Annotated in this window: 12 protein-coding genes; 7 read left to right on the top strand and 5 right to left on the bottom strand. The window is 64.9% G+C overall.

Features of this window, described 5'->3' with window-relative positions; all coding sequences use genetic code 11:
* Positions 1 to 5: 5 nt before the first annotated feature.
* The gene (locus LPA37_RS10655; protein ID WP_229012526.1) at positions 6 to 4,307 is read left to right on the top strand and encodes a translocation/assembly module TamB domain-containing protein; all 4,302 of its coding nucleotides are present in this window, start codon (positions 6 to 8) and stop codon (positions 4,305 to 4,307) included.
* A gap of 103 nt (positions 4,308 to 4,410) precedes the next feature.
* Here the strand turns inward: LPA37_RS10655 and metG are convergent, their stop codons facing one another.
* A complete protein-coding gene (metG, locus tag LPA37_RS10650; protein WP_229012525.1) occupies positions 4,411 to 6,570 on the bottom strand; it encodes a methionine--tRNA ligase in 2,160 nt (719 codons plus the stop codon).
* 409 nt (positions 6,571 to 6,979) lie between these two features.
* Positions 6,980 to 7,639, bottom strand: a complete 660-nt coding sequence (locus LPA37_RS10645) for an OmpA family protein (RefSeq protein ID WP_228973916.1) — start codon at positions 7,637 to 7,639, stop codon at positions 6,980 to 6,982.
* A 275-nt stretch (positions 7,640 to 7,914) separates the two neighbouring features.
* On the opposite strand from LPA37_RS10645, the gene apbC reads away from it, so the two are divergent.
* From apbC to LPA37_RS10620, 5 genes are all read left to right on the top strand, one after another.
* Complete coding sequence (gene apbC, locus LPA37_RS10640; protein ID WP_228973918.1) at positions 7,915 to 9,003, top strand: iron-sulfur cluster carrier protein ApbC; 1,089 nt, start codon at positions 7,915 to 7,917, stop codon at positions 9,001 to 9,003.
* A 161-nt stretch (positions 9,004 to 9,164) separates the two neighbouring features.
* Positions 9,165 to 9,698, top strand: a complete 534-nt coding sequence (locus LPA37_RS10635) for a superoxide dismutase family protein (protein ID WP_228973920.1) — start codon at positions 9,165 to 9,167, stop codon at positions 9,696 to 9,698.
* A gap of 191 nt (positions 9,699 to 9,889) precedes the next feature.
* Positions 9,890 to 10,459 carry a dCTP deaminase gene (gene dcd / locus LPA37_RS10630; RefSeq protein WP_228973922.1) on the top strand — a complete coding sequence of 190 codons (570 nt, stop codon included), beginning with the start codon at positions 9,890 to 9,892 and terminating at the stop codon, positions 10,457 to 10,459.
* Positions 10,460 to 10,542: 83 nt separating this feature from the next.
* Positions 10,543 to 12,831: an arginine/lysine/ornithine decarboxylase gene (locus LPA37_RS10625; RefSeq protein WP_229012524.1), complete on the top strand. Its 2,289-nt coding sequence runs from the start codon at positions 10,543 to 10,545 to the stop codon at positions 12,829 to 12,831.
* Complete coding sequence (locus LPA37_RS10620) at positions 12,828 to 13,544, top strand: lysozyme inhibitor LprI family protein (RefSeq protein WP_228973926.1); 717 nt, start codon at positions 12,828 to 12,830, stop codon at positions 13,542 to 13,544. The genes LPA37_RS10625 and LPA37_RS10620 overlap by 4 nt, the downstream gene beginning before the upstream one ends.
* Positions 13,545 to 14,026: 482 nt before the next feature.
* Here LPA37_RS10620 and argH read toward each other — a convergent pair whose 3' ends face one another.
* Together argH and LPA37_RS10610 are read right to left on the bottom strand one after the other, a co-directional pair.
* On the bottom strand, positions 14,027 to 15,433 hold the full coding sequence (gene argH, locus LPA37_RS10615) for an argininosuccinate lyase (protein ID WP_229012523.1): 1,407 nt from the start codon (positions 15,431 to 15,433) through the stop codon (positions 14,027 to 14,029).
* 160 nt (positions 15,434 to 15,593) lie between these two features.
* Positions 15,594 to 16,409 carry a helix-turn-helix transcriptional regulator gene (locus tag LPA37_RS10610; protein ID WP_228974176.1) on the bottom strand — a complete coding sequence of 272 codons (816 nt, stop codon included), beginning with the start codon at positions 16,407 to 16,409 and terminating at the stop codon, positions 15,594 to 15,596.
* Positions 16,410 to 16,590: 181 nt separating this feature from the next.
* On the opposite strand from LPA37_RS10610, the gene LPA37_RS10605 reads away from it, so the two are divergent.
* Positions 16,591 to 17,343 carry a class I SAM-dependent methyltransferase gene (locus tag LPA37_RS10605; RefSeq protein ID WP_228973931.1) on the top strand — a complete coding sequence of 251 codons (753 nt, stop codon included), beginning with the start codon at positions 16,591 to 16,593 and terminating at the stop codon, positions 17,341 to 17,343.
* 155 nt (positions 17,344 to 17,498) lie between these two features.
* Here LPA37_RS10605 and ppc read toward each other — a convergent pair whose 3' ends face one another.
* Positions 17,499 to 20,654 (bottom strand): phosphoenolpyruvate carboxylase, encoded by a 3,156-nt coding sequence (gene ppc / locus LPA37_RS10600; protein WP_229012522.1) that lies wholly within the window; start codon positions 20,652 to 20,654, stop codon positions 17,499 to 17,501.
* Positions 20,655 to 20,797 lie beyond the last annotated feature (143 nt).

The raw sequence follows: 20,797 nt of genomic DNA, 5'->3' as shown, positions 1-20,797 counted from the left end.
TATTCATGACGACGGATACGCCCGCCAACCCGCCACCCGACCAGCCCGGCGACACCACGCCCGGCGGCCCCGGGGGTCCCGATGGAGCCGCGCCGCCGCCCGTGCGTCCGCGCCGGCGTCGCCGGCTGTGGATTACGCTCGTGTGGGCGGCCACGGTGCCGGTGGTACTCGTCGCGCTGGTCGCAGGGCTGCTGTACGGCACGCTCACGACCGAGCGCGGCACGGCATACGCCTGGCACCTGGCGGTCAGGATGCTGGACGGCCGGCTCACCGGCACGCTCGACGGCGGCACGGTCGCCACCGGTTTGCGGCTGCATCGGTTGCAATGGCGCAGCCTCGACGGCAGCGGCACCGATATCAGGATCGACCGCATCGACGGTCGCTGGGCGCTGACCGACAAGCCGTGGCGCTTTTCGATCGACTATCTGCACATCGGCACGATCGACGCGCGCGTCGCCCCTTCGACGTCCAGCTCGGGCCCGTTGACGCTGCCGCAGGATCTGCGCCTGCCGTTGCAACTCGATGTGCGCGATCTGCGGGTGGACGGACTGCTGCTGCGACAGGGCGGATCGACGACCGAATTCTCGCGTTTCGTGTTTCACGGGCGCAGCGACGGCCGCCACCACGAAGCCGCGATCGACCGCCTCGATACGCCGTTCGGCGCGGTGACGGCGTCGGTGAAGCTGGATGGCGTCAAGCCGTTTGCGCTGACGGGCGAGGCCGGTTATTCCGGCAAGGTCAACGACGAAGCGGTGCAGGTCGGCGGCCATCTGACGGGATCGCTGGAGACGCTCGTCGCCGAGCTCGACGCCAGCGGCATGAAGCTTTCGGGCCACGCGCACGTCGAGGCGACGCCGTTTGCCGCCGTGCCGGTCCGGCGCGCGACGCTGACGTTCGATCACGTGAATCCGCAGGCGTTTGCGCCGGGCGCGCCGTTCGCCGACCTGGCGGTGCGCGCCGAGTTGCAGCCGGTCGAGGCCGGCGACGGCTCGACGATGGTGTTTGCGCCTGAGGCTGCTTCGTCGGTACGCGCGGCCAGCAGCGCGGGTGTGCCGGGCGCGGGCGTCGCGGGTCGTCCGGCAAGCGCGGTGAGCGTAACGAGCGGGACTCCGCCAGCTTCCGCACCCGACGAGGCCGCGAGCGGCGCCGCGCAGGCTGCGGAAAAGCCTGGTTTCGCGGTCGCGGGGTCGATCTCGATTGTCAATGCGAAGCCCGGCGGTATCGACCAGAAACTGCTGCCCCTCATCGACGCCCGCGCCGACGTGCGACTCGACGCCCACACGCAGCGCATCTCGAACCTGAACGTGCGGCTCGTGAAAAACGCGATGGTCACCGGCGGCGGCGCGCTCGCCGGCAAGCACGGCCAGTTCGACCTGCACGTCTCGGGTCTCGATCTGAATGCGATCGAAGCGAGTGTCATGCCGACGCAGTTGTCCGGGCCGGTCGGCATCCGCCTGAACGACGACATCCAGAGCATCACGCTCGATCTCACCGATCCGAAGGCGGCGCTTCGTGCGCAGGGCAAGGTGACGTTCGATCCGGCGCGCATGAGCCTGAGCGACGTCAGGCTGACGGCCGGCAAGGGCCGCATCGATCTGGGCGGCGCCATCAAGCACGACGCGAATTCCACCTACAACCTGAAGGCGACGCTGACCGACTTCGATCCGCTGCTGCTGACTTCCCGGATGCCGGCCCGGGCCCCGGCTTCGGCTTCAGCTTCAGCTGCAAAGGGCGGGAAGCCAGCGAGGGGCACCAACGCCACCACTGCTTCGGCGGCGAGCGCCACCGCCCCCCAGAAACCCGTCGCAAAACATCCTGCGCCCGCGAAACGCCGGATCGAGGCGCGCGTCAACGGTGCGATCACGGCGGCCGGCGTGCTGGGCCCGACGTTCACCACGAAGGCCGAATTCCGGCTTGGTCCGAGCGTCTATGACGACCTGCCGCTGACAGGCAACGGTACGATCCAGCTCGCCGGCTCGCGCATCCTGCCGAGCAAGGCGAGCCTCTCGATCGCGGGTAACGACGTCGATCTGCAGGGCAGTTTCGGCGCGCGCGGCGACCGTCTGCGGTTCCGGGTCGACGCGCCGCAACTGGAGCGGCTCGGTTTTGGCATCGCGGGCTTTGTCGCGGCGGACGGCGACGTCACCGGTTCGTTCGCCCATCCGGACGTCGTGCTGAACTACAAGGCCGACAACGTAGCGTTCGGCGCGAACCGGCTCGGCCACGCGGAAGGCCACGCCGAGTTGCGCGACGGCGCGAACGGCGCGCTCGTCTTCACGACTGACGCGCGCAATCTCTCGACCGAAGGCGTGGAACTGGCGACGCTCAACGCGCATCTGCGCGGCACGCGTGCGAACCATACGCTCGACGCCGAAGCGACCGGCAAGGTCCGGGAGCGTTCGGTAGACCTGACCCTTGCCGCCAGCGGCCATCTGACGGACGCGCGCGACGGCACGCACTGGGACGGCACGGTGACGCGTCTGCAGAACCGCGGCACGCCGTCGCTCAATCTCGAATCACCGCTGACGGTGAGCGTCGCCCCGAGCCGCGTGACGTTGGGTTCGACGCATCTGACGCTCGAAACCGCGGTGCTCGATCTGAAATCCTTTGCCTTCGATCACGGCCGGATCCGCTCGGCAGGCGCGGTCACCAACATCTCGGTGCCGCGGTTGCAGGAACTGCGGCAGGAAATGACCGGCACGGCGCCGGTTGTCAAAACCGATCTGGTCTTCGACGGCGACTGGGACTTTTCGCTCGGCGAGACGGCCACGGGCCACATCCAGCTGAAGCGTCGCACGGGCGATATCACGGTCGAGGTCGGGCGCGGTCTGGCATCGCTCGGCATTACGGACATTGCGGCGCGCGCCGATTTCAGCGGCGGCAACCGTCTGAACGCGACCGTGCATGCGCAGGCGAACCGGCTTGGCGTGATCGACGCCGACGCCCACACGACACTCGTCATGCAGGACGGCATGCTGACGGTCGGTGAAGAAGCGCCGCTGACGGGCAACGTGGTCGCGAACGTACCGTCGCTGAAAACGACTGGCGGCCTGTTCGGCCCGAGCTATCTGCTCGACGGACATCTCGCACTGAAGCTCGCGCTCGCCGGCACCGCCGCGAAGCCGAACCTGTCGGGCTCGCTGATCGGCGACGGGCTCTCGGCCACGCTCGTCGACCAGGGCGTGCAGCTGAAGGACGGCACGATCCGCATTGCGCTGTCCGACAATCTCGTCGACTTTCAGCAGGTCGAGTTTCACGGCGCAAGCGGCACGCTGCGCGCCACCGGTCAGGTCAAGCTCGGCGGCCCGGACCCGGACGTCAAGGCGAGCATCGTCGCCGACAAGCTCGAACTGTTTGCCTCGCCGGATCGTGAACTGTCACTGTCGGGCAATGCGAGCGTCGCGAGCGCCGGGCCGCTCGGCGGGCTTGCGATCGACGGCAAGTTCAACGTCGACCACGCGCTCTTCGACCTGCCGGAACAGTCGGCGCCGAAGCTCGGTGACGATGTGGTGATCGTGCGTCCGGATGGCACGGTGCGCGGCGAGAAGCAGCCGACGGTGGAGGGCAGCGACAAGCCCATCGGGCCGTTCGCGCCGCGCGCGAACATCGACATCAACCTTGGCAACAGTTTCCGTTTCCGCGGGCAGGGCGCCGATCTGGGCCTGCGCGGCACGATTACCGCGATGAGCGCGCCGAACCTGCCGCTGCGCGCGGTGGGCAACGTGCGCGTCACCGAAGGATCGACCTACACCACGTTCGGCCGCAAGCTCGGCATTGAAAACGGCTTCTTCACGTTCAACGGGCCGGTGGCGAATCCGGGCATCAACATTCTCGCGATGCGCCGCAACCAGCAGGTCGAGGCGGGTGTGCAGGTGACCGGCACGATCCAGTCGCCGGTCGTGAAGCTCGTGTCCGAGCCGAACGTGGCGGATAACGAAAAGCTCTCGTGGCTGCTGTTCGGTCACGGCACCGATCAGGGTAACAACCTCGGGCAGCAGAGCACGATGACGACCGCGCTCGCGCTGCTTGGCAGCGCGAGCGGCAAGAAGATCGCCAACACGCTCGGGCTCGACGAGTTCTCGATCGGGCGCAGCGATGTCGGCCTGACGGACCCCGAAGTGGTGATGGTGTCGAAGGCGATCAACGAATGGCTCGTGATCGGCTACGAACAGGGATTGCAGACCGCGAGCAACGCGATCAAGGCGACCGTGAACCTGACACGCTACTGGTCGGTTGCCGCGTACGGCGGCACGTTCGAGGGCGTCGAACTCTTCTACACGCGGCGCTTCGACCGGGTCAACTGGTGAGCGGAAAATCAAAAAGCACGTCCGCGGACGTGCTTTTTGATGAGCCGAAGGCGCCGGGCCGGCACGCCTTCAATGCGGGTTACTTCACGAATTACTTCGCTGGTTATTTCACGCGCATGCCGGGTTTTGCACCGCTGCCCGGTTCGAGCACGTAGATGCCCGGTTCGGCTTTCTCGTCAGCCGCCGATGCCGCGAGCACCATACCTTCCGACAGACCGAACTTCATCTTGCGCGGCGCGAGATTGGCGACCATCACGGTCAACTTGCCGACGAGCTGCTCCGGCTGATACGCCGACTTGATCCCCGAAAACACGTTGCGGGTTTTCTCTTCGCCGACGTCGAGTGTCAGTTGCAGCAGCTTGTCCGATCCGTCGACCGCGCGGCAGTCGACGATCTTCGCAATCCGCAGATCGATTTTCGCGAAATCGTCGATCGAGATGAACGGCGATTCTTCCGCGTCAGCCTTGTTCTCCGACTTGCCGTTCGACGCCGCGGCCTTTGCCTTCGCTTTGGCTTTGGCCTTTTCATCCGCGGTCGGCGTGCCGGATTCCGTGGCTTGCAGCGAGTCGCGATTCGCCTCCAGCAGCGCCTCGATCTGCTTCGGATCGACGCGCGTCATCAGATGCCTGTATGCGTTGATCGCGCGCGCCGGGCTGAGCGGCACCGTTGCGTCGGACCACTTGAGCGGCTCGATGCCGAGGAACGCTTCGACGCCTTCGGCAAGCTTCGGCAGAACCGGCTTGAGCGCGAGCGAAAGCAGCCGGAACGCCTCGATGCTCACCGAACAGGTTTCATGCAGCGCGACCGCGTTCGCCGGGTCTTTGGCCTGATCCCACGGTTTGGCCGTGTCGACGTAGCTGTTGACGGCGTCGGCGAGTTCCATCGTCTGGCGCAGCGCGCGGTTGTACTCGCGTGCCTCGTAGTTCGCCGCGATCTGCGGGATGGCGGCGCGCAACGTCGCGAGCAGCGGATGATGCATCGCGCTGTCCTGGATGCGGCCGTCGAAGCGCTTGATCAGGAAGCCCGCCGCGCGGCTCGCGATATTCACGTATTTGCCGACGAGGTCGCTGTTCACGCGTGCCTGGAAGTCGTCGAGGTTCAGATCGAGGTCTTCCATCGTGCTGTTGAGCTTGGCCGCGAAGTAGTAACGCAGCCACTCCGGATTCAGGCCGGTGTCGATCACGCTTTGCGCGGTGATGAACGTGCCGCGCGACTTCGACATCTTCGCGCCATCCACCGTCAGGAAGCCGTGCGCGAACACGTTGGTCGGCGTGCGATGCCCCGAGAATTCGAGCATCGCCGGCCAGAACAGCGTGTGGAAATAGAGGATGTCCTTGCCGATGAAGTGATACTGCTCGGCCGTCGACCCCTTGCGCGTCCACGCGTCGAAATCGATGCCGCGCTTTTCGGCGAGATTCCTGAAGCTCGCGTAATAGCCGACCGGCGCGTCGAGCCACACGTAGAAATACTTGCCGGGCGCGCCCGGAATCTCGAAGCCGAAGTAGGGCGCGTCGCGCGAAATGTCCCAGTCGGCGAGCTTCGCCTCGCCCGAATCGCCGAGCCACTCACGCATCTTGTTGGTGGCTTCCGGCTGCGCCAGACCGCCCACCCAGCCGCGCAGGAAGTTCTCGCAGCGCGGGTCCGACAGGCGGAAGAAATAGTGCGTCGACGTCTTGCGGACCGGCGTGGCGCCCGAGACGACCGAGTATGGGTTGACCAGATCCGTCGGCAAATAGGTCGAACCGCACACCTCGCAGCTGTCGCCGTACTGGTCTTTCGCGCCGCATTTCGGGCACTCGCCCTTGATGAAGCGGTCCGGCAGGAACATTTCCCTGACCGGGTCATATGCCTGTTCGATGTCGCGCGCCTCGATCAGGCCGGCCTCGCGCAGCGCGACGTAGACCGATTCGCTCAGGACGCGATTCTCTTCGGAATCGGTCGAATAGTAGTTGTCGAAGGAAATGCCGAAGCTGTCGAAATCGCGTTTGTGTTCCTGCCAGACCCGGTCGATCAACTGCTTCGGCGTGATGCCTTCCTTTTCCGCGCGCAGCATGACCGGCGTGCCGTGCGTATCGTCGGCGCCCACGTAGTAGATCTCGTGCCCGTGCATGCGCATCGAGCGGACCCAGATGTCCGTCTGGATGTATTCGACCAGGTGGCCAATGTGAATCTGTCCGTTCGCGTACGGAAGCGCGGACGTGACGAGAATCTGGCGACGGCCCGGCGGCGTGCCTGCGGTGAGATCGGTAGCGGGTGCTGACATAGGGATTCTGGGACTTGCGGAAGGACGAAACTTCGATTCTAGCAGGGCAGACCTGCCGGCGCGGCGCTCGCCGGATGGCCTGGGAACGGGTGAATGCGCTCTGGCAGACACGCGGATGAATTCGGGTGACGGACAGCACAGGGAGGAAGCGTGGGTCTCGCGGCGCCTTCGCAACGTTCGGTTCAGGCGTGTTGCCGAAAACCGGGCGCCCAAAAAAAACCGGGGCTGAGCCCCGGAGCAACAACGACAAGAGGAGAATGGTGACGCGGCGGCATCGCCAGCCACGTACCGTAAAGACAGACAGTGGATTTTCAGCAGAGTTCGAATTTTTTTCGATTCGCCGCTTTTATCCGCTGGCCGGCCGTTCCGGCAGGCCGGGTGGCCCGCCATTCCCCTTGCGTAGATGGGGTTACTTCGGTGCCTGACCCGGCTGGGCCGTTGCACGCAGATAGATTTCGACGCGACGGTTCTGGGCGCGGCCCGCTTCCGTGCTGTTGTCCGCGACCGGCTGCGTCGCGCCCATGCCCTGCGCCGACAGGCGCTGCGCCGCGACGCCGTGCGTTGCCAGATAGTTCACCACGCTCTGCGCGCGGTTCACCGACAGCGTCTGGTTGTACGCTGCCTGGCCCGTGCTATCCGTATGGCCGACCACCTGCGCGATCACTTCCGGGCTTTGGCTGAGCGTCTGGGCGACCTGGTCCAGCACCGGCGCGAACGAAGGCTTGATCGCGTAGCTGTTGGTGTCGAACGTGACCGAGCTCGGGATGTTCAGCTTGAGCGAGCCGTCCGGCTGCTCGGTGATCTGCGTGCCGGTGCCCTTCGTGGCGCCCGACAGCTTGTTGTGAATTGCCTGCCAGTTGTAGCCGGTGATGCCGCCGACCGCGGCGCCGACGCCCGCGCCGATCGCCGCACCCTTGCCGCCGCCGAAGATCGCGCCAAGACCCGCGCCCGTTGCCGCACCCACGCCCGTACCGACGGCCGTGTTAGTACCCTGCTGGGACGCGCAGCCCGCGAGCAGCACGCCAGCAACTGCAAACACCGTAAGATGGCTGATGATTTTCGTGTTCATTTTTGTTCCTCTCTTCAAAAAACCGGTTGTCGACGACTCAGGCAGGATACCGGACAGACTGTCCGTACCGACAGCGGAAAAGGGGTATCAGGCAAGGCCACGCGCCAGCCACTACAATGATGGCTGATCGCACGGCGATTTGGCCCTTCAGTTAATAGTCGCCGAAGCGTGCCCGGGGAGCCTGTTTTTCGCAATCCTGTGCAACAATTTCTTTCAATTTCCTGTGGCCGGCGACGATTCGATCCGAGCGTGCCACCTGTGTTCCCGGAGTTTCAATGAGTATCGATCGGGCTTTGGTCGACGCTGCACTCGCGGCTGTCGCTGACCCTAACACCGGCCACCCGTTCGCGGCGGCAAAGAACCTCAAGAACGTTTCCGTCGATGATGCAACGGTCAGCGTCGACGTGGTACTCGGCTATCCGGCCACGCGTCAGTTCGCGGCGATCGAGGCGCTGGTCGCCGGCGCGCTGCGCGAGGTGCCGGGCGTCGCGAACGTCCGCGTGCGGGTGTCGCAGCAAATCGCCGCGCATACCGTGCAACGCGGCGTCAAGCTGCTGCCGAACGTGAAGAACATCGTCGCCGTGGCATCGGGCAAGGGCGGCGTCGGCAAGAGCACGACGGCCGTGAATCTCGCGCTCGCGCTCGCGAGTGATGGCGCCTCGGTCGGCATTCTGGACGCCGACATCTATGGCCCGTCGCTGCCGATGATGCTGGGCATCGAGGGCCGGCCGGAATCGCCGGATGGCCAGTCGATGAATCCGCTGACCGGTCACGGCGTGCAGGCCAACTCGATCGGCTTTCTGGTCGACCAGGACAATCCGATGGTGTGGCGCGGCCCGATGGCGACGTCGGCGCTCGAACAGTTGTTGCGGCAGACGAACTGGCAGGATCTCGACTATCTGATTGTCGACATGCCGCCGGGCACGGGCGATATCCAGCTGACGCTGTCGCAACGCGTGCCGGTGACGGGCGCGGTGATCGTCACGACGCCGCAGGACATCGCGCTCCTCGACGCGAAGAAGGGCCTCAAGATGTTCGAAAAAGTGGGCATTCCGATTCTCGGCATCGTCGAGAACATGGGCATGCATATCTGTTCGAACTGCGGTCATGAAGAGCATATCTTCGGCGCCGGCGGCGGCGAGCGCATGGGTAAGGAGTACGGTGTCGACGTGCTCGGCAGCCTGCCGCTCGATATCGCGATCCGCGAGCAGGCCGACTCCGGGCACCCGACGGTGGTGGCCGATCCGGATGGCCGTATCGCCGATATCTACCGCTCGATCGCGCGCAAGGTCGCGATCCATATCGCCGAGCGCGCGCGCGACATGACGTCGAAATTCCCCAATATCGTCGTGCAGAACACCTGAGGGGTTCGCGCCCGACGCGTGCGGGTCCGTGCATCTGCCCGTGCTGGCTATCCGGCAGGTATGTCACATGCGTCAATGCGCGAGGCCGGCGCGGTATCATGTCGGCTTCGAGGTCGGGCAGGGCGGGCGCAGGGGCGCTCGCCGGCTGACAAGAGGATCGCATGAGACAACGAATCGACGGACAGGCGGTGCATGCGTTCATCGTTCTGACTGCCAGCAGCCTGCTTCTGTGCGGCTGCACTTCATTCCTGAGACCACAGGAAAAGCGCGCCGACGCGCAGTTGCTGCCCACCGCCGGCAATCTGGCTCGCGGCACCGTGACGTTCATCGAGCGCTCGGACGGCGTGCAGGTCACATACAACCTGGCGGGTCTGCCGCCGAACAGCGATCACGCGCTGCAGATCCACGAGCGCGGCGACTGCAACGCCTCCGACGGGTCCAGCGCCGGCGCGATTTTCTCGCCGGGTGCGGAGCGGCTCAAGGCGGGCGCGCGTGTCGAGGGCGACCTCGGCAACATTCACGCGGATTCGAACGGCGTGGCGAGCGGCTTTATCGTGGCGCCGGAGGTCTCGCTCGACGGCGTGCGTTCAGTCGTGCAGCGTTCGGTGCTGCTGCATCGCGACGCGAGCGATCCGTACGCGTATCCGCAGCATGGCGCGGGCGTTCCGCTCGCGTGCGGACTGATCCGGCAGTGAAATTCCCCGCTACCGGCAACTTTCGTTCGATCGCGTAAAATAAGCGCCTTTCGTCGGGCGCCAGCCGGGCAGCGCGTGGGTCACCGCCTGCCGGCCGGCCCCGGATCCGGCCCGCGGCCCGGCCGCGTATCTGGCTCACTTGCTTACGTCGGGCTTCTATCCGGCTTTTATCCGTCAGGCAGCGTTCAACTATGACCATCAAATCCGACAAGTGGATCCGGCGCATGGCCGCGTCGCACAACATGATCGAGCCGTTTGCGCCCGACCAGGTCCGCGTCTCCGAGGACGGCCGGAAGATCGTCAGCTATGGCACGTCGAGCTACGGCTACGATATCCGCTGCGCCAACGAATTCAAGATCTTCACGAACATCAATTCGACGATCGTCGATCCGAAGAACTTCGACGAAAAATCGTTCGTCGACTTCAGGGGCGACGTCTGTATCATTCCGCCGAATTCGTTCGCGCTCGCGCGCACCGTCGAGTATTTCCGCATTCCGCGTAGCGTCCTGACCGTCTGTCTCGGCAAGTCCACGTACGCGCGCTGCGGGATCATCGTCAACGTGACGCCGTTCGAGCCGGAGTGGGAAGGGCACGTCACGCTCGAATTCTCAAATACGACACCTTTGCCTGCCAAAATCTACGCGAACGAAGGCGTCGCGCAGGTGCTGTTTTTCGAAAGCGACGAGATTTGTGAAACGTCGTACGCGGATCGCGGCGGCAAGTATCAAGGCCAGCACGGCGTGACGTTGCCTAAAACGTGACGCGCGAGGCGCATTGACTCACCGGCTACTCGGGTGACCGCTGCGCAACAGAAGCAGCGGTCGTTCTTTTTGGAGAATCGCCCATGAAGTTTCGTTTTCCCGTCGTCATCATCGACGAAGATTTCCGCTCCGAGAACATTTCGGGTTCCGGCATCCGGGCGCTCGCCGAAGCCATCGAGAAAGAAGGCGCGGAAGTGCTCGGGCTCACGAGCTATGGCGACCTGACTTCGTTCGCGCAGCAATCGAGCCGTGCGTCGTGCTTCATCCTGTCGATCGACGACGATGAACTGCTGCCGTATGTCGACAACGTCGTGGTCGAAGGCGAGACGCCCGAGCTGGCCGCCGCGATTGTCGCGCTGCGCGCGTTCGTGGCCGAAGTGCGCCGCCGCAACGCGGATATTCCGATTTTCCTGTACGGCGAAACGCGCACCTCGCGCCATTTGCCGAACGACATCCTGCGCGAACTGCATGGTTTCATCCACATGTTCGAGGACACGCCGGAATTCGTCGCACGCCACATCATCCGCGAGACCAAGGTGTATCTGGACTCGCTCGCGCCGCCGTTCTTCAAGGAACTGGTGCAGTACGCGGAAGAAGGTTCGTACTCGTGGCACTGCCCGGGCCACTCGGGCGGCGTCGCGTTCCTGAAGAGCCCGCTTGGCCAGATGTTCCACCAGTTCTTCGGCGAGAACATGCTGCGCGCGGATGTCTGCAATGCCGTCGACGAGCTCGGCCAGCTGCTCGATCACACCGGTCCGGTCGCGGCGTCCGAGCGTAACGCGGCGCGCATTTTCAGCGCCGATCACGTGTTTTTCGTGACGAACGGTACGTCGACCTCGAACAAGATCGTCTGGCACGGTACGGTCGCGCCTGGCGACATCGTGCTGGTCGACCGCAACTGCCACAAGTCGATCCTGCACGCGATCACGATGACCGGCGCGATTCCGGTGTTCCTGACGCCGACGCGCAACAACTTCGGCATCATCGGCCCGATTCCGCGCAGCGAATTCGAGCCGGAAAACATCCGCAGGAAGATCGAGGCGAATCCGTTCGCACGCGAAGCACTGGAGAAGAATCCGGACCTCAAGCCGCGCATCCTGACCATCACGCAGAGCACGTACGACGGCGTGATCTACAACGTCGAGATGATCAAGGAAATGCTGGGCGACTGGCTCGACACGCTGCACTTCGACGAAGCGTGGTTGCCGCACGCCGAGTTTCACCCGTTCTATCAGGACATGCACGCGATCGGCGCGGGCCGCCCGCGCATCGGCGCGATGGTGTTCGCGACGCACTCCACGCACAAGCTGCTGGCCGGCATTTCGCAGGCTTCGCAGATCGTCGTGCAGGACTCGAAAAACAGTCGCTTCGACCGGCACCGTTTCAACGAGGCGTATCTGATGCATACGTCGACGAGCCCGCAATACGCGATCATCGCGTCGTGCGACGTGGCGGCGGCGATGATGGAAGCGCCGGGCGGTACCGCGCTCGTCGAGGAATCGATCGCCGAGGCGCTCGATTTCCGCCGTGCGATGAGCAAGGTCGACGCCGAGTACGGCGACGACTGGTTCTTCAAGGTGTGGGGCCCCGACCAGTTCGCGGAAGAGGGCATCGGCTCGCGCGAGGACTGGATGCTGCGCCCGAACGACCGCTGGCACGGCTTCGGCCCGCTCGCCGAAGGCTTCAACATGCTCGACCCGATCAAGGCGACGATCGTCACGCCGGGTCTCGACATGGACGGCGATTTCGGCGAATCCGGCATTCCGGCCGGCATCGTGACGAAATATCTGGCCGAGCACGGCATCATCGTCGAGAAGACCGGGCTGTATTCGTTCTTCATCATGTTCACGATCGGCATCACGAAGGGCCGCTGGAACTCGATGGTCACCGAGCTCCAGCAGTTCAAGGACGACTACGACAACAACCAGCCGCTGTGGCGCGTGCTGCCGGAGTTCGTCTCGCATCACCCGATGTACGAGCGCATCGGCCTGCGCGATCTGTGCGAGCAGATCCACAGCGTCTACCGCGCGAACGACATCGCGCGGCTGACGACCGAGATGTATCTGTCGAGCATGGAACCGGCGATGAAGCCGTCCGATGCGTTTGCGAAGCTGGCGCATCGCGAGATCGACCGGGTACCGATCGACGAACTCGAGGGCCGTGTGACCTCGATTTTGCTGACGCCGTATCCGCCGGGCATTCCGCTGCTGATTCCGGGCGAGCGCTTCAACAAGACGATCGTCAACTACTTGCGGTTTGCGCGTGAATTCAACGAGCGCTTCCCGGGTTTCCACACTGACATTCACGGGCTGGTGGGCGAGACGATCAACGGGCGCATCGAGTACTTTGTCGATTGCGTGCGGGCCGGATGAAGGGGCGTCTGAAGACGGCGGTGCGTGCGGGATGGTGTGCGGCCGTCGTGGCACTCGCCGTGCAGACCGGCGTGGCGCATGCCGAAGTCGCGGCGGCTGATCCGATCGATGCGTCGATGCACACGTGCCTTGCGCGTGGCGACATGTCGTCGACGGCGGGACAGGTGCAATGCATGGAAACGGCGCGGGCGGCGTGGCAGTCCGCGTCCGATCTCGCGTATCAGCAGCTGCTGGCAAAGACGAAGGGATCGCAGCGCAGCGGCTGGGAGCGTAGCCAGCGAAACTGGAAGGCGTGGCGTGCCGCCGAGGCACCGATGCTGAGGGCGGTTTTCGAAACGACGCGCGGCACCATGTACGTGCTGTTCGAGGCCGACATGCAACTGCAGCCGGTACGTGACCGCGCGCTGACGCTTCGAACCGCGGCCGCGAACGCGGGCACAGCGGGTGGCGGCAACAAACCGGCGCCGCGCGTGCGCGCGTGTTGGCGCGATGCCGACTGCGCGCATGCGGACGGGGATCTGAACCGTTACTACCTGCGGCTGCGCAGGGAGATGCCTTCGCGTGCACGGCCGACACTGATTCGCGCGGAGCGTGCGTGGCGGGGTTTTCGCGATGCGACCACGCCGCTGGTTGATGCGCGTGGCCAGATCGACATCATTGGCGCGCGGGTGGCGACGCTCAAGCGGTTATCGGAGACGGTGGGCAACGACTGAGGCGCAGGGCCTGCGGGCGCAGGCAAACATTGCCGGTGCCCTCCGAACGCGAACGCGATGAACTGAGGGGAGGCGGCCGTGGACATTACGCTTGCCCGCCCGCCCGGCTGTGTGAACGACGGCGACGCACGAAGTGCGGAGGCGGGTGAATGAGTGCTGTGTCACGGGCGCTGCTGCGCGAGGGACGAAATCGCGCGGGGACCCATGCCGGTTGAAGTGTGAGGGCGACACTTCATGGGTTGCCATTCCCGATGAATGACGCACCGGGAAGAAATGAGTTTTCGAAGCGCCTTTCTTTTGCTTACTTTTCTTTGGAAGACGCCCCGAAGGAAGTCCCCTTGGGGGACAAAGAAAAGTAAGTGCCGCCCCGCACAGGGGCAACACCAATAGACCGACACGAACACAAGGAAAGGCCAAAGAAAAGAGCGGGCCCTGGAAAAAAGAACCCGCCCAGAATCAAAGAAATAGAAAACCAGAAAGACCTAACTCAACGCCCCGCGAGCCACCTTCACAGCGCTCAAAACCTGCTCAGGCGAGGTCCCGCCAGGATGATTCCGGCTCGCGACGGAGCCTTCCAGCGTGAGGTATTCAAAAACATCCTCACCGATGAGGTGAGCGACATTCGGCAATTCACTCCGCATCTCATCGAGCGAAAGATCCGCCAGATCACACTCACGATCGACACAAACGCGAACCGCAAGCGCGACAGCTTCATGAGCATCCCGAAACGGCAACCCACGCTTCACAAGATAATCAGCCAGATCGGTAGCAGTAGAAAACCCTTGAAGCGCCGCATCCCGCATAGCAGCAGGCTTCACGGTAATCCCGGTAACCATTTCAGCAAAAATCCGCAACGTATCCGCCACCGTATCGACGGTATCGAACAACGGCTCCTTGTCTTCCTGATTGTCCTTGTTATACGCGAGCGGCTGGCCTTTCATCAGCGTGAGCAAGGCCATCAAATGCCCATTCACACGCCCGGTCTTGCCGCGCGCAAGCTCAGGCACATCAGGATTCTTTTTCTGCGGCATGATCGACGAGCCGGTGCAGAAGCGATCCGCGAGATCGATAAAGCCAACCCGCGGGCTCATCCACAAAACGAGCTCTTCGGAGAAACGCGACACATGCGTCATCACCAACGCCGAAGCGGCTGTGAATTCAATCGCGAAGTCGCGATCCGAAACCGCATCGAGTGAATTCGCGCAGATCCCGTCGAAGCCCAGCGTCTTCGCGACAGCATGACGGTCGATCGGATAGCTCGTGCCGGCGAGCGCGGCCGCGCCCAGCGGCAGACGGTTCACGCGCGTACGGCAATCGCGCATGCGCTCGGCGTCGCGCGAAAACATTTCGACGTAAGCGAGCAGGTGATGCCCAAACGTCACCGGCTGCGCCACCTGCAGGTGCGTGAAACCCGGCATGATCGTCGAGGCGTTCTGTTCAGCCAGATCGATCAGTGCGCCGCGCAGATCCTTCAGCAATCCGCCGATGCGGTCGATCTCGCCACGCAGCCACAGACGGATATCCGTCGCGACCTGGTCGTTACGCGAGCGGCCGGTGTGCAGGCGCTTGCCCGCGTCGCCGATCAGCGCCGTCAGGCGCGCTTCGATGTTCAGGTGGACGTCTTCCAGGTCGAGTTGCCACACGAACTCGCCACGCCCGATTTCACCCTTGATCTGCGCCATGCCGCGCTGGATGGCGGCGAGGTCGTCGTCGGCGATGATCTTCTGCGCGGCCAGCATCGAGGCGTGCGCGAGCGAACCTTCGATATCGACCAGCGCCAGACGTTTGTCGAAGAAAACCGACGACGTATAGCGTTTGACGAGTTCCGTCATCGGCTCCGAGAAGCGTGCCGACCAGGCTTCGCCTTTTTTGTGCAGTTGGGACGTCATGATGTTTGGCAGTGGAGAGACGGTGAAAGGCGGGCGACCTGTACCAACGTCGCCGGTAGAAAAGATTTCATCGGGACAGCGATTTTAGCATCCGGCGACGTTCCATCCCGACCCGGGCCCGCGCACCTGCTGGCGGCAGCAGGTCGTCCCGCCAGACGATCTACATCCGCACGAGTACGACGAGCTTCAGATCCTCGCGATGCGCGGGCTTGAACGTCATCTGGTCGTAGACGATGCGGCCGTGGCGCGGGTGGTTGAATTCCCGCCGTCCGCCCTCGCGGCCACCCACGTCCTGAGACGCCCAGAAGCGCGCGAACGCATCGCTCGCCGCGCTCAGCGAATCGATCAGCGTGCGCGTCGGCGCTTCGTTCAGGTGGCGGATCGAATCCGCGCGAAATTCGGCGGCGAGCCGCCTCGCGCGCGGTTCCCAGTCGGCGATCAGATCGCGCGCGCCGGGCTCGGTGAACGTGAAGCGCAGCAGGTTGCGGTCGTGCCCGTCGTCGAGCCAGCCGACGAAGAGGTCGGCCGCCCGCGCGTTCCATGCGAGCGCGTTCCACTGCCGGTCGAGCACGTAAGCCGGCGCGTCGATCAGCTGGACGGTTTCGAGCAGGCGCGCGGGTGCGTCGGCGGCGGCCGGGTCGGGCTCGGCGGGGTCGCGTTGCGCGGCGAGCTCGAACAGATACGCCCGCTCGGCGCGCGAAAGCTGCAGCGCGACGGCAATGCGCGCGAGCGCATCGGCGGAGGCCGACACGGGACGGCCCTGTTCGATCCACGTGTACCAGGTCGGGCTGACGCCGCACAGTTGCGCGACTTCCTCGCGCCGCAGGCCTGGCGTTCGCCGCCGGGGCCCCGGCGGCAAGCCGACGGCCTGCGGCGACAGCCGTTCGCGATGCGCGCGGATGAAGTCGCCGAGCGCGCGCGCAGGCGTGGCGTCGAGCGGAGGCGGTGCAAGCTCGGGGGAAGACGGCCGGTTCATCATGTTGTTGGAAGCGGGTGGTGGTGATACCAGAATAATTGCTTAACTTGTACTGGTACAGAGCGGGCTCTATTGTAGCGGCTGGAACGGCGCTTTTCGAACGGGCATACATGAAGGGCGTGCCGTTCCACCCACGATCAACCCGAGGCGACCCGCATTTATCCGGGCAGAGGAGCATTCCATGAAGCATCACGACCAGGTCGCCGACGCGTTCGGCTCGACCGCCGCCGCTTACCTGACGAGTCACGTTCACGCGACGGGCGCCGATCTGCAGACGCTGGCCGCCGCCATTCAGGCGACGCCCGGCGCGACGGTGCTCGACATGGGCTGCGGCGCCGGTCACGCGAGCTTCGCGGTGGCGCCGCACGCGAAGTCGGTTGTCGCGTACGACATCGCCCCGCAGATGCTGGAGACTGTCGCCGCAGCCGCGCGCGAACGCGGGCTCGACACGATCCGCACGCAGCAGGGCGCGGCCGAAACGCTGCCGTTCGCCGACGCCTCGTTCGACTGGGTCATCAGCCGCATGAGCGCGCACCACTGGCATGACGTGCCGCAGGCGCTGAAAGAAGTGCGGCGCGTGCTGAAACCGGGCGGCCGCGTGCTGTTCGTCGATATCGCGGGTAGCGATCATCCGTTGCTCGACACGCACATCCAGACGGTCGAACTGCTGCGCGACGGCTCGCATATCCGCGACTATCGCGGCGACGAATGGATCGCGCTGTTCGACGCCGCGGGCTTCAAGGTGTCGATTCGCGAGCGCTGGCGCCTGCCGATCGGATTCGACGCGTGGGTCAAGCGGATGCGCACGCCCGAACCGCGCATCGTCGCGATCCAGTCGGTCTGGGCGAGTGCGCCCGACGAGGTGCGGGCGTATTTCAACGTGCAGGCGGACGGCTCGTTCGAACTCGATGCGCTGATGATCGAGGCGCACTGAAGCGGCGCTTCGACACTTGACGGCGTGCGGGGAAAAGGGCGCTTCGAAACGCACGTCGCACAAACAGAAAGGGCACGCGATCCGATAAAAGGAAAGCGTGCCCTTCGAACCAGAACGGGTTCGCCGGCCACCCGGCGCAAACCCGGTCAGCCGGATCAGCCCGTATTGCGCAAGCCCGCCGCGATACCGTTGATCGTCAGGTGTATACCGCGTCGCAGACGCGCGTTCCGGTCACCCGCGCGGTGGCGCTTCAGCAGTTCCACCTGCAGGTGGTTCAGCGGATCGAGATACGGGAAGCGGTTCTTGATCGAGCGCGCGAGCAGCGGGTTATCGGCGAGCCGCTCGCTCTTGCCGGTGATCTCCGACAACACCTTCGACGTCCGTTCCCATTCCCCGACGATGCGCTCGAACACATGCTTGCGCAGCTTCTTGTCGGTCACGAGCTGGGCGTAGCGCGACGCGACCGCGAGGTCGGTCTTCGCCAGCACCATGTCCATGTTCGACAGCAGGTTCGAGAAGAACGGCCACGTCTTGTGCATCTTCTTCAGCAGCGCGAGACGGCGTGCGCGTTCGGCATCGGTCGGCGCGCTGTCCAGATGCGCGGCCACCGCGCTGCCGAAGCCATACCATCCGGTCAGCAGCAGACGGCACTGCCCCCACGAGAAGCCCCACGGAATCGCGCGCAGGTCTTCGATCTTGCGTTGCTTCGCGTCCTGCAGCTTGCGCGAAGCCGGACGGCTGCCGATGTTCAGCTCGGCGATCTCCGAAATCGGCGTCGACTCGAAGAAATACTCCTTGAAACCCGGCGTTTCGTAGACGAGCGCGCGATACGACGCCATCGCCGCATCCGAAAGCTGCTGCATCGTTTCCTCGAACGCGGGCAACTGGTCGGGCGCATTGCCGTGCGGCAGCAGCGAGGCTTCGAGCGTCGCGGCGACGACCGTTTCCAGATTGCGCCGGCCGATCTCCGGGTTGCCGAACTTGCTCGCGATTACCTCGCCCTGCTCGGTGAGACGGATCTGGCCGTCGACCGTGCCCGGCGGCTGCGACAGGATCGCCTGATAGGTCGGGCCGCCGCCGCGTCCGACTGTGCCTCCGCGGCCGTGGAAGAGCCGCAGGGTCACGCCGCGTTCGTTGAAGAGCGACACGAGCGCCAGTTCCGCGCGATACAGCTCCCAGTTCGACGTGAGGAAGCCGCCGTCCTTGTTGCTGTCCGAGTAGCCGAGCATGACTTCCTGCTCGCCGCCCTGATGCTCGATCAGCGAATCGACGCCCGGCAGCGCGATCAGGTCGCGCATGATGTGCTGCGCGTTGCGCAGATCGGGAATCGTCTCGAAGAGCGGGATCACCATGATGCCGTCATGCGCGGGCTGTTCGGCGTTGCCGAGCAGTCCTTTCAGGAGGCCCGTTTCCTTTTGCAGCAGCATCACCTCGACCAGATCGCTCACGGTTTCCGTGTGCGAAATGATGTAGTTGCGCACCGCGCGCGGGCCGAATTTCTCGCGCGTCACGCGGGCCATTTCGAGCACGCCGAGTTCGCTCTTCGCGAGATCCGAGTACTCCACGTACGGCAGGCGCAGCGGACGCGGCTGGCCGAGCTCCTTTAGCAGCACCGTCAGCTTGTCGGCTTCGGACAACGCGGCGTAGTCGTCCTCGACGTCTGCGCGCTTCAGCAGTTCGGCGATGACGGCTTCGTGGATGTCCGAGCTTTGGCGCAGGTCGATGCTGGCGAGATGGAAGCCGAAGACTTCGGCGGCCCGCGCGAGCGGCGACAGACGCGGCGCGGCAAGCGAGGCGCCGTGTTGTTCCGTCAGCGAATCGATCAGCACGTGCAGGTCGGCGGCGAATTCGGCGGCGTCGGCGTAAGGTTTGGCGCCGCCGTGGCTGCGCGCGGCGACGACGCCCGCGCCCAGACGCGCGCGCGCGCTTTCCGCGAGGCGGGCATACACGCCGATCAGCGCGCGGCGATACGGCTCGTCGGTGCGATGCGGCGACTCGTCGGGCGAGGCTGCCGCCAGCGTCTGTAGCGCTTCGCTCGAACCGGCCAGCAGGTTCGACACGGACAGTTCCGCGCCGAGCCTGTGCACCTGCTCCAGATAGTGTTCGAAGATCACCGTGGCCTGACGCGTGATCGCGTGTTCGAGCGTCGCGGCGCTCACGTTCGGATTGCCGTCGCGGTCACCGCCGATCCAGCTGCCCATCTGGAAGAACGGCGGCAGACGCGCGGGCAGGCCGTGTTCGGCCAGCGCGGCTTCGATATCGGCATAGAGCGCCGGGATTTCCTCGAGGAACGTCGCGCGGTAATACGACAGCGCGTTCTCGATTTCGTCGGCGACCGTCAGACGCGCGTCGCGCAGCATCCGCGTCTGCCACAGCGACGTCACGCGGGCGCGCAGCATCGTTTCGTTGTGCGCGCGTTCGCGCGCGGTCAACTGCTGGTCGCGCTCGGCGAGCAGGCGCGCGACATCGTGCTCCGCGTCGAGAATGCTCTTGCGTTGCACTTCGGTTGGGTGCGCGGTCAGCACCGGGACGATCAGCGCTTCGTTGAAGAACTGCTGCAGGACGGGTGTCGGCGCGGCCTCGGCGGCCATCAGACGTTCGAGCGCATACGCCATCGTACCTGGACGCGGCGCGGCGTTCGCCAGCGCGTGAATGCGGTGACGGCGGTTGCGGTGACGGTCTTCGGCGATATTGGCGAGGTGCGAGAAGTAGCTGAACGCACGCACGACACTCACCGTCTGTTCCGGGCTCAGCGTGCGCAGCTTCTTGTCGAGCGTCTGCGCGGCGACGCTGTCGTCTTCGCGACGAAAGCGCACGGCTGTCTGACGGATCGTTTCGACGACATCGAACACCGCGTCGCCTTCCTGCTCACGTACGACGTCGCCGAGCAGGCGTCCGAGATAGCGGATGTCCTGGAAGAGCGGCTGGTCCTTGTCTTCACGCGTGCGGCCGCCGGACTTCGCCGGCGCTGTCGCGACAGCCCTGGGCGCGATATCGGACGACGATTTCGCGCGGCCGTTCGCGGCTCCATTCGCCCGCTTTGCAACGGGCTTTGCGGCTGGCTTCGAAGCGGGTGTTGTCCGGGCGCCGTCGAGCGCCGCGCCGGCCTTCGGTATTTTCGGCGCCTTCGCGGGTTTCGCGGGCGCGACGGGTTTGGAGGCCTTGCTGGCCTTCACGCTTTTAGCGGCGGCCTGGGGGGCTTTCGTTATTCGGGTCGCTTTGGCGGGAGCAGCGAGGGCGCTCGCGGTTTGGGAACCAGTGGGCGATGCAGTGTTGCGGCGGGCTGGGCGCGCCGATCCGGAAGACGTCACGATGGGTTTCCTCGGGGAAGCCTGGGTCTGTTGATGATGAACAGCGGTTTCAAAACACATGCGCACGAACTGCGCAGGCGCCGCCGTGCACCGCTGAAGCGCGGACAAGCAACGACGCCGGACTGCAGGAACGGCATGCACGC

The sequence above is a fragment of the Paraburkholderia gardini genome, from assembly GCF_907164545.1.
GTDB lineage: Bacteria > Pseudomonadota > Gammaproteobacteria > Burkholderiales > Burkholderiaceae > Paraburkholderia > Paraburkholderia gardini.
Note: the sequence above shows the minus strand (reverse complement) of the source record. Positions and strands in the feature narration are given on the sequence as shown.

Excerpts from the sequence above, each read along its gene's own strand:
- LPA37_RS10655 (WP_229012526.1), top strand. The coding sequence starts at position 6 with ATGACGACGGATACGCCCGCCAACCCGCCACCCGACCAGCCCGGCGAC.
- metG (WP_229012525.1), bottom strand. The coding sequence starts at position 6,570 with ATGTCAGCACCCGCTACCGATCTCACCGCAGGCACGCCGCCGGGCCGT.
- LPA37_RS10645 (WP_228973916.1), bottom strand. The coding sequence starts at position 7,639 with ATGAACACGAAAATCATCAGCCATCTTACGGTGTTTGCAGTTGCTGGC.
- apbC (WP_228973918.1), top strand. The coding sequence starts at position 7,915 with ATGAGTATCGATCGGGCTTTGGTCGACGCTGCACTCGCGGCTGTCGCT.
- LPA37_RS10635 (WP_228973920.1), top strand. The coding sequence starts at position 9,165 with ATGAGACAACGAATCGACGGACAGGCGGTGCATGCGTTCATCGTTCTG.
- dcd (WP_228973922.1), top strand. The coding sequence starts at position 9,890 with ATGACCATCAAATCCGACAAGTGGATCCGGCGCATGGCCGCGTCGCAC.
- LPA37_RS10625 (WP_229012524.1), top strand. The coding sequence starts at position 10,543 with ATGAAGTTTCGTTTTCCCGTCGTCATCATCGACGAAGATTTCCGCTCC.
- LPA37_RS10620 (WP_228973926.1), top strand. The coding sequence starts at position 12,828 with ATGAAGGGGCGTCTGAAGACGGCGGTGCGTGCGGGATGGTGTGCGGCC.
- argH (WP_229012523.1), bottom strand. The coding sequence starts at position 15,433 with ATGACGTCCCAACTGCACAAAAAAGGCGAAGCCTGGTCGGCACGCTTC.
- LPA37_RS10610 (WP_228974176.1), bottom strand. The coding sequence starts at position 16,409 with ATGAACCGGCCGTCTTCCCCCGAGCTTGCACCGCCTCCGCTCGACGCC.
- LPA37_RS10605 (WP_228973931.1), top strand. The coding sequence starts at position 16,591 with ATGAAGCATCACGACCAGGTCGCCGACGCGTTCGGCTCGACCGCCGCC.